This is a genomic window from Micromonospora globispora, from assembly GCF_003857015.1.
GTDB classification, from domain to species: Bacteria; Actinomycetota; Actinomycetes; order Mycobacteriales; family Micromonosporaceae; genus Micromonospora; species Micromonospora globispora.
Genome location: NZ_QGGF01000192.1, coordinates 1 through 8887, shown reverse-complemented (window position 1 = coordinate 8887; position 8887 = coordinate 1). Strand labels below are relative to the sequence as shown.

Sequence of the window (8887 nt, the reverse complement as noted above, 5' to 3'; positions counted from 1 at the left end):
GTCCTGTTCATGGCGCCGCAGCCCGAAGAGGCGCCGATCGTCCGGGCCGCCGCGCCCACCCGGGCCGCCGAGGAGGCGGCCGCCGAGGAGCCGGTCGAGACCGGTCGCCGCCGTCGGCGGGCCCGCCGAGCGGTGGAGCCGGTCGAGGTCGAGGCCGAGGAGGAGCCCACCGCCGAGGCCGAGGAGGCCGCCGAGGCGGAGGAGGACGAGGAGGAGACGGCCGCCGCTCGTCGCCGCCGCCGTCGCGGCCGCCGTGGTCGGGGCCGGGGCAAGGGTGGCGCCGAGGACCTCGAGGACGAGGAGGCCGAGGAGGCCATCCAGGCCGAGAGCGCCGAGGCCGAGGAGGCCGAGGAGGAGGAGGCCGAGGGCGACGGGATGACCCGCCGCCGTCGCCGCCGCCGCCGTCGGGGCGCCGGCGAGGTCGAGACGGCCGCCGAGGACGGCGTGCCGACCGTGGTCAAGATCCGCGAGCCGCGCAAGGCAATCGACGAGGTGCAGGGCGTCTCCGGCTCGACCCGGCTGGAGGCCAAGCGGCAGCGCCGCCGGGACGGCCGCGAGCAGCGGCGTACCCGGCCGCCGATCCTGAGCGAGTCGGAGTTCCTGGCCCGCCGGGAGGCGGTCGACCGGGTGATGGCGGTCCGCCAGCGCGGCGACCGGACCCAGATCGCCGTCCTCGAAGACGGGATCCTGGTCGAGCACTACGTCACCCGCAACTCCTCCGGCACCATGGCCGGCAACGTCTACCTGGGCAAGGTGCAGAACGTCCTGCCCAGCATGGAGGCGGCCTTCGTCGACATCGGGCGCGGCCGCAACGCGGTGCTCTACGCCGGCGAGGTCAACTGGGACACCAGCGGCCTGGAGGGGCGGGCCCGCTCGATCGAGCAGGCCCTCAAGTCCGGCGACTCGGTGCTGGTCCAGGTCACCAAGGATCCGATCGGGCACAAGGGCGCCCGGCTGACCAGCCACATCGCGCTCTCCGGCCGGCACCTGGTCTACGTGCCCCACGGCAACGCCTCCGGCATCAGCCGCAAGCTGCCGGACACCGAGCGCAAGCGGCTGCGTGACGTGCTCAAGAAGCTCGTCCCGGACGGCGCGGGCGTGATCGTCCGTACCGCCGCCGAGGGGGCGAGCGAGGACGAACTGGCCCGGGACGTCAAGCGGCTCCAGGCGCAGTGGGAGGACATCCAGGCCAAGGCGGCCGAGGGTGGTGCCCCGGTGCTGCTCTACGAGGAGCCGGACCTGGTCATCCGGGTGGTGCGGGACCTCTTCAACGAGGACTTCCGCGAGCTGGTGATCGAGGGCGAGCAGTCGTACGACATGGTCGAGTCGTACCTGTCGCACGTCTCGCCGGACCTCGTCGCCCGGCTGCGCCGCCACGCCGGCACCACCGACGTCTTCGCCGAGTACCGGATCGACGAGCAGATCCTCAAGGGGCTGGACCGCAAGGTCTTCCTCCCCTCCGGCGGCTCGCTGGTGATCGACCGGACCGAGGCGATGACCGTCATCGACGTCAACACCGGCAAGTACACCGGCTCCGGGGGCAACCTGGAGGAAACGGTCACCCGGAACAACCTGGAGGCGGCCGAGGAGATCGTCCGCCAGCTCCGGCTGCGGGACCTCGGCGGCATCGTGGTGATCGACTTCATCGACATGGTGCTGGAGTCGAACCGGGAGCTGGTGCTGCGCCGGCTCACCGAGTGCCTGGGCCGCGACCGCACGAAGCACCAGGTCACCGAGATCACGTCGCTGGGTCTGGTGCAGATGACCCGCAAGCGGATCGGCGCGGGCCTGCTGGAGGCGTTCAGCGAGACCTGCGAGTGCTGCAAGGGCCGCGGTGTGATCATCCACACCGAGCCGGTGCCGGAGAAGCCGCGCAGCGGCGGTGGCGCGGGGGAGAAGGTCAAGGCGGTCGCCTCGGCCGTCACCACCCCGGCCGCCGAAACGACGGGGGGTACGTCCCGCCGCCGGGGCCGCAAGGCGGCCGAGCCGGAGAAGACGGTCGCCGAGGTGACCGAGGACCAGCCCGAGGCCGACTACCACGACACGATGGGTTACGACCTGTCCCGGTACGAGACCGAGACGCCGGCCGCCCCGGCGGTCGCGGACAGCCAGGAGGGCGACTCGGCCCGGCTGGCCGCGGCGGACGACCCGGACGCGCTCGTCGAGGGCGAGACCGAGGAGGAGGGCGCGGAGGCGGGTACCGCCCGGCGGCGCTCCCGCCGCGGTGGCGCCCGCCGGCGTACCCGGCCGTGACCGCCTGACCGGCCTGACGTGTGACAGGGCCCCTTCCCCGGTAGCGTGACCGGTGGGAGGGGCCCTGTCGTCTGTTCGCACCCCGGCGGGACGGTCGGCGGCAGCGCCTCCAGCAGGTCGGCACGCGCTGCTCGGCGGCCCGGTTTGGGCGGCGGGCCGGGTATGGCGTACGCTTGCCTGCGGCGCACTTTGGTGTGCCGAGTTCCCGCGTGCCCGCGCCGCCGGTGTCACTGCTACCCGGCGAGTTGCCGTGGGAACGACCGCCAGCAGCCTCAACGACAGGGAGTCCGCCTCCGATGTACGCGATCGTCAAGACCGGCGGCAAGCAGTACAAGGTCGCCGAGGGCGACGTGATCGAGGTCGAGAAGCTCACCGGTGCCCCCGGTGACGCGGTGAAGCTCACCGCGGTGCTCCTCGTCGACGGTGACGACCTGGTGACCGACGCGGCGAAGCTTGCCAAGGTCGCGGTGTCCGGCGAGATCGCCGCGCACACCAAGGGCCCGAAGATCCGGATCCACAAGTTCAAGAACAAGACCGGCTACCACAAGCGCCAGGGTCACCGCCAGCCGCTGACCCAGGTCAAGGTGACCGGCATCTCCAGCGGGAAGTAGGTCGTCCTCCAATGGCTCACAAAAAGGGTGCGTCCAGCTCGCGTAACGGTCGTGACTCCGCGGCCCAGCGACTCGGCGTGAAGCGCTTCGGTGGTCAGGTCGTCAGCGCGGGTGAGATCCTCATCCGTCAGCGTGGCACCAAGTTCCACCCCGGTGACCTGGTCGGCCGTGGCGGCGACGACACGCTGTTCGCGCTGGCCGCCGGCTCCGTTCAGTTCGGCACCAAGCGCGGTCGCAAGACCGTCAGCATCGTGCCGCAGCAGTAATTCGAAGGCGTTGCGGGCCGCGGACCTCGGGTCCCGGCCCGCTTCGCTTTTTCATGTGCGGGGCGTGCCCCGCTGGAAGGATTGGCGTCGTGACGACGTTCGTTGACCGGGTCGTCCTGCACATGCAGGCCGGCGACGGCGGGCACGGCTGTGCCTCCATCCACCGGGAGAAGTTCAAGCCCTTCGGTGGCCCGGACGGTGGCAACGGCGGGCACGGCGGCAGCGTCTCGCTAGTGGTCGATCCGCAGGTCACCACGCTGCTGGACTTCCACTTCCGCCCGCACCTCAAGGCCGAGAACGGCAAGGGCGGCGCCGGCTCGAACCGGGACGGCGCCAACGGCCACGACCTGATCATCAAGGTCCCGAACGGCACCGTGGTGCAGACCCTCGACGGCGAGGTGCTGGCCGACCTGGTCGGCGCCGGCACCACCTTCGAGGCCGCCCGTGGCGGTCGCGGCGGTCGGGGCAACGCCTCGCTGGCCAACGCCCGGCGCAAGGCGCCCGGCTTCGCCGAGCTGGGTGAGCCCGGCGACCGGCTGGACGTGGTGCTGGAGCTGAAGAGCGTCGCCGACGTCGGCCTGGTGGGCTTCCCGTCCGCCGGCAAGTCGTCGCTGATCTCGGTGATCTCCGCCGCCAAGCCCAAGATCGCCGATTACCCGTTCACCACCCTGGTGCCGAACCTGGGCGTGGTCCGGGTGGACAACCACACCTTCACCGTCGCCGACGTGCCGGGGCTGATCCCGGGCGCGGCCACCGGCAAGGGGCTGGGGCTGGAGTTCCTCCGCCACGTCGAGCGCTGCGCCGTGCTGGTGCACGTGGTCGACACCGCGACGCTGGAGCCCGGCCGGGACCCGCTCGCCGACATCGACACCATCGAGGCCGAGCTGTCCGAGTACGGCGGCCTCGCCGACCGGCCCCGGCTGGTGGCGCTCAACAAGATCGACGTACCGGACGGGCGGGACCTCGCCGAGATCGTCCGCCCCGATCTGGAGGCGCGTGGCTTCCGGGTGTTCGAGATCTCCACGGCCACCCGTGAGGGGCTCAAGGAGCTGACGTACGCGATGGCCGAGCTGGTCGAGCAGGCCCGCAGCGCGGCGCCGCCGGCCGAGCCGACCCGGATCGTGATCCGCCCGAAGGCGGTCGACGACGCCGGCTTCACCATCGTGGCGGAAGCGGACGGCTCGTTCACCGTCAAGGGCAACCGGCCGGAGCGCTGGGTCAAGCAGACGAACTTCGACAACGACGAGGCCGTCGGCTTCCTGGCCGACCGGCTGGCCCGCCTCGGCGTGGAGGAGAAGCTGGCCAAGGCCGGCGCGAACGCCGGCGACCTGGTGCGGATCGGCGACCGGGAGTTCGACTGGCAGCCGACCCTCTACGCCGGCGTCGACTTCACCCCGAGCATTCGGGGCGCCGACATCCGGCTGGAGGAGAAGCCGACCCGCGCGCCGGCGGCCGAGCGGCTGGCCGCCCGCAAGGCGCGCCGGCAGCGCCCCGCCGACGAGCTGGAGGCGGCCCCGGCGAACGAGGCGGACGACGACGAGGACTGGGAGTAGCCGCCTCGCGGTCGTGACCGGGTCGTCGGTCGGAAACCTCCGGGAAATCCTTCCGGCTTAGCGTGGCGGAATGCTGATCGAATCCCGTCCCGGCACCGATCCGGAGGTCGCCGCCCTGGTCACCGCCCAGCAGCGTGAGCTGCGCGAGGCCGACGGGGGCCTGGAGGGCCAGGCCACGGTGACCCACGACGACATCCGCTACCTGGTGGTGGTCGAGGACGGTCGGGCGGTCGCCTGCGGCGGCATCCAGGCGCTGGACGACGGCACCGGCGAGCTGAAGCGGATGTACGTCCGCCCGGCGTACCGGGGGTTTGGCATCGCGCGGCAGCTGCTGGTCGCCCTGGAGGAGTTGGCGTTCCAGCAGGGCCACTCGGTGGTCTGCCTGGAGACCGCGACGTACCTGCCGGCCGCGATCGGGCTCTACACCTCCTGCGGCTACGAGCCGATCGCGGTCTACGGCGAGTACGTCGACAACCCGTACAGCGTCTGCTTCGCGAAGCGGCTGCCGGTGGCGGCCTGACCCGGGGGGCCGGTTCGGCCCGCGGTCTCAGGCGCCCGTCTCGGCGTGCGCGGCGGTGACCGGCTTCGACTCGGGGCTGGCGTGCTGGCGCAGGAAGATGCTCAGCACGATCAGCACCCCGACGGCGAGGAACTCGCTCTGCCAGTTCTGCATGGACTGGAACCAGAAGTCGCTGGTGCCCAGGAACTGCCAGGCGCTGATCGGGGCGGCCCCGCTCTGCAGCGCCTGCTCCTCGTTGTACTCGACCACGCCGCCGAGCAGGTGGCCGACGAACGAGCCGGCGAAGATCAGCAGCAGGGCCAGCGAGAGGCTGTTGCGGTACACGGCCAAGGGGAGCCCGCCGACCCGTACCGGCCAGGGGGAGTCCGGGGTGGCCCGGCGCGGGTCATCCTCGGGCCGGTCGCCCTGATCCTCGGGCTTCGACTCGGCCGAACCCTTCTGCACCAGGTACGCGGTGAGCAGCACGTAGCCGCCCATCTGGAGGAACTCCGACTCCCAGTTCTCGAAGACCGCCTCGGCAAAGTGCCCGCTGCCGAGGTAGGCCCACCAGCTCAGCGGCGCCGCGCCGTACTGGCTCAGCTCCTCGTTGTGGGTCTGCCAGCCGAACACGCTCTGCAACAGCAGGAAGACCACGAACGCGCCAAGCATGGCGACCGTCAGTGCGTTCTCCCGCAACCACCGTGGCATCGCAGGACCTCCTCGTCCGTCGGGAGTTACTCCCCGTAGCGATCCACAAGTTGCCCTGGGCAAGATTGCCGCAAACCCCCCCCGCTCACCGTGCCGGCCCGGCGACCACCCGACCGGGTGACCGCGCCCGGTCAGGGACGGTCGAGCGGGCTGTCCAGCCGGCCGCCGGTGCCGACGTCGTTGGAGAGCAGCAGCCCCAGCGCGAGCATGCCGAAGCCGAGGAACAGGTGCAGCCAGTTGTCCGCGTCGTTGAGCGGCACGAAGTTCGCCGAGGTCTCCCGGTCGATGGCGAAGCCGTAGAGCCAGAGGCCCAGGTAGACCGCGCCGCCGCCGGCCAGGAAGAGCCGGGCCCCGGCGAGCCGGCGGGCCAGCACCAGCCCGACCAGGCCGAAGAGCAGGTGCAGCGCGTTGTGCAGGATCGACACCTGGAAGAGCCCGAGCAGCTTCGCCTCCGAGTGGTGGCCGGCGAAGCTCAGGTCGTCGTAGTGGGTGGTGATGCCCGGGATGAACCCGAGCACGCCCAGCAGGACGAAGACGGCGGCCACCGCGGCGGCGACCGCCTGGATTCGGGGCCTCGGGCCGGCCGGGGGGCGTCCGCGCACGTCACGTGCCATCCCTGTCACCTCCGTGGATCAGCCGCCGCCCGAGCTCGGACGGACCCTCCATTGTGTGATCACGGTGGGGCGCTTCCGCAGAGAAATGGCGAATCAGGCATGGACCCGACGACTGGGGGTAGGTCAATGGTCACGCCGACAACATGTCGGCGTGGTCCCCCCAGCACAACCGCTACGACCATCCGAGCGGAAGGGAAATCATGACTTACGATCTCTCACCCACGTCTTCCACGTACGGGCAGGAGTCGACCAATGGTGGCGGGGTCCGCGACCAGGCCCGTCAGGTCGGCTCGGAGGCGGCGAACGCGGGCGGCGCCGTCGCGCAGACCGCGAAGGAGCAGGGCAAGGAGGTGGTGGGTGAGGCGAAGCGCCAGGCCCGCAACCTCTACGGCGAGGCCCGTAACACGCTGACCACCCAGACCAGCCAGCAGCAGCAGCGCGCCGCCGGCGGGCTCCGTTCGCTGGCCGAGGAGATGCGCTCGATGGCGCAGAACAGCGGCCAGGCCGGCCCGGTCACCGAGCTGGCCCACCAGGCCGCCGACCGGGTGCACGGCGTGGCCGGCTGGCTGGAGCAGCGCGAGCCGGGCGACATCCTCAACGAGGTGAAGAACTACGCCCGCCGCAACCCGGGCACCTTCCTGGTCGGCGCCGCCGTGCTCGGCGTGCTCGCCGGTCGGCTGACCAAGAACATCTCCGCGGCCGGTGACGGCACCGGCTCCGCCCACCGGGCGTACGGCCCGGGCTACGACCCGGAGCGCACCGCGGTCATCCCGACCTCGCGGGCCGTGCCGGACCAGATCCCGCAGGGTGGCTACCTCGACCCGACGCCGGGCACCTACGCCGAGCCGACCCCGGGCTACTCGGGCCAGGGCACGGCCTACCCGGACAACGGCACCACCACCAGCTACGCCGACCCCGCGGGTGGCACCGGTCAGCCGCTGCCGCCGGTGAGCGAGACCGACCCACTGCCGGGCGTGCCGTCGAGCGGCGTCAACCGTCCGTGAGCGGCCGATCCGTCAGAAGGGAGGCGACGGCATGAGCATGCCGACGCAGGGGTCTGGACTGGACTCCGGTTACTACGCGGATTCCGGCGCTCCGCACACCGCGGACGAGGTCCGGAGCAGCTCCATCGGTGAGCTGATGCGCCAGGTGACCACCGACCTCTCCACCCTCATGCGGCAGGAGGTCGAGCTGGCCAAGGCGGAGATCCGCCAGGAGGGCAAGAAGGCGGGCAAGGCCGCCGGGCTCTTCGGCGGCGCCGGCTTCGGCGGCTACATGGTGGCGCTCTTCCTCTCGATCGCGCTCTGGGCCGGGCTGTCCAACGTGATGGACGCCGGCTGGGCCGCGCTGATCGTGGCCGTCATCTGGGCCGTGATCGCGGGGGTCCTCTACTCCATGGCCAAGAAGAACGCCGAGCGGATCCGCGGCCTCAAGCAGACCAACGACAGCGTGCAGCGCATCCCCGACGCGCTCAAGCCGCATCCGGAGGGAGTCACCCGATGAGCACCGATCCCGACCAGATCCGCCGGGAGATCGAAGCCACCCGTAGCAACCTGAGCTCCGACGTGGACGCGCTGGCGTACAAGGTCAGCCCGGCCCGCATCGTCGACGATCGCAAGCAGCGCGCACGAAACGCGCTCCAGAATGTGAGGGACAAGGTCATGGGAACCGCCTCGGACTACGGTCACAGCACCGGTCACGCCGCCCACTCGGTGGCCGATCACGCCTCCTCCGCGGCCTCCACGGTCGGCGACAAGGCGCACGCCGCCGCCTCGACCGTCGGTGACGCCGCGCAGCGGGCACCGCACGTGCTGCGCGAGAAGTCCGAGGGCAACCCGCTGGCCGCCGGCCTGATCGCGTTCGGCGCCGGCATGCTGATCTCCTCGCTGATCCCGGCCACCCGCCGCGAGCAGCAGGTGGCGACGCAGGTCAAGGAGCGGGCGAGCGAGCACACCGACGTCGTCAAGGAGAAGCTGGGCGAGGTCGCCAGCGAGATCAAGGAGGAGCTGCGCGAGCCGACGCAGCACGCCACCCAGTCGGTAAAGGCGACCGCGCAGGACGCCGCGCAGGCCGTCAAGGAGGACACCCGGTACGCCGCGCAGGACGTCAAGGACACCGCGCAGCAGTCCCGCGACCAGGTGCGGTACTAAGCACGATCCTCGTACGCCGCAGCTCGCGGCCACTCCCGGCAGTCGCCGGGAAGTGGCCGCGAGCGCGTGCGCGGGGGTTCCCGGTCAGCGCGCCGCTGTCGGTCGACCGGCGGTGCCGCCGTCGGCCTCCACCCAGAGCACCAGGTCGCCGGGGCCGGCCGCGGCCAGCCGGCGGCGCAGGGCGCGGGAGGAGTGCGCCGCCTCACGGACCCGGGCGCGGCGGGGTTCCCTAC

The 8887-nt window shown here is 71.8% G+C and carries 10 protein-coding genes; 8 read left to right on the top strand and 2 right to left on the bottom strand.

The annotated features are described in order from the left end of the window. The 5 genes from DKL51_RS07475 to DKL51_RS07455 all read left to right on the top strand — a co-directional run. Positions 1-2253 (top strand): Rne/Rng family ribonuclease (locus tag DKL51_RS07475; protein ID WP_124811866.1); only part of this gene is annotated, 2253 nt, incomplete at its 5' end. Positions 2254-2549: 296 nt separating this feature from the next. After that, positions 2550-2864, top strand: coding sequence for a 50S ribosomal protein L21 (gene rplU / locus DKL51_RS07470; protein ID WP_067312477.1), 315 nt, complete (start codon positions 2550-2552; stop codon positions 2862-2864). Between the two features lie 11 nt (positions 2865-2875). Next, positions 2876-3130, top strand: a complete 255-nt coding sequence (rpmA, locus tag DKL51_RS07465) for a 50S ribosomal protein L27 (protein WP_013288010.1) — start codon at positions 2876-2878, stop codon at positions 3128-3130. Between the two features lie 89 nt (positions 3131-3219). Beyond that, positions 3220-4683: a GTPase ObgE gene (gene obgE / locus DKL51_RS07460; RefSeq protein ID WP_109947167.1), complete on the top strand. Its 1464-nt coding sequence runs from the start codon at positions 3220-3222 to the stop codon at positions 4681-4683. 70 nt (positions 4684-4753) lie between these two features. Further along, positions 4754-5203, top strand: coding sequence for a GNAT family N-acetyltransferase (locus tag DKL51_RS07455; protein ID WP_109947168.1), 450 nt, complete (start codon positions 4754-4756; stop codon positions 5201-5203). A 27-nt stretch (positions 5204-5230) separates the two neighbouring features. On the opposite strand, the gene DKL51_RS07450 is transcribed toward DKL51_RS07455, so the two are convergent. After that, positions 5231-5890 carry a DUF6766 family protein gene (locus tag DKL51_RS07450; protein ID WP_109947169.1) on the bottom strand — a complete coding sequence of 220 codons (660 nt, stop codon included), beginning with the start codon at positions 5888-5890 and terminating at the stop codon, positions 5231-5233. Between the two features lie 131 nt (positions 5891-6021). Continuing rightward, complete coding sequence (locus DKL51_RS07445) at positions 6022-6504, bottom strand: DUF4383 domain-containing protein (protein WP_109947170.1); 483 nt, start codon at positions 6502-6504, stop codon at positions 6022-6024. A gap of 200 nt (positions 6505-6704) precedes the next feature. Here DKL51_RS07445 and DKL51_RS07440 point away from each other — a divergent pair, with 200 nt between their 5' ends. From DKL51_RS07440 to DKL51_RS07430, 3 genes are read left to right on the top strand one after another with little or no spacing between them, the layout of a single operon-like run. After that, the gene (locus DKL51_RS07440; RefSeq protein ID WP_109947171.1) at positions 6705-7508 is read left to right on the top strand and encodes a hypothetical protein; all 804 of its coding nucleotides are present in this window, start codon (positions 6705-6707) and stop codon (positions 7506-7508) included. A 31-nt stretch (positions 7509-7539) separates the two neighbouring features. Next, positions 7540-8007 carry a phage holin family protein gene (locus DKL51_RS07435; RefSeq protein ID WP_109947172.1) on the top strand — a complete coding sequence of 156 codons (468 nt, stop codon included), beginning with the start codon at positions 7540-7542 and terminating at the stop codon, positions 8005-8007. Then, on the top strand, positions 8004-8654 hold the full coding sequence (locus DKL51_RS07430; protein ID WP_109947173.1) for a DUF3618 domain-containing protein: 651 nt from the start codon (positions 8004-8006) through the stop codon (positions 8652-8654). The genes DKL51_RS07435 and DKL51_RS07430 overlap by 4 nt, the downstream gene beginning before the upstream one ends. Positions 8655-8887 lie beyond the last annotated feature (233 nt).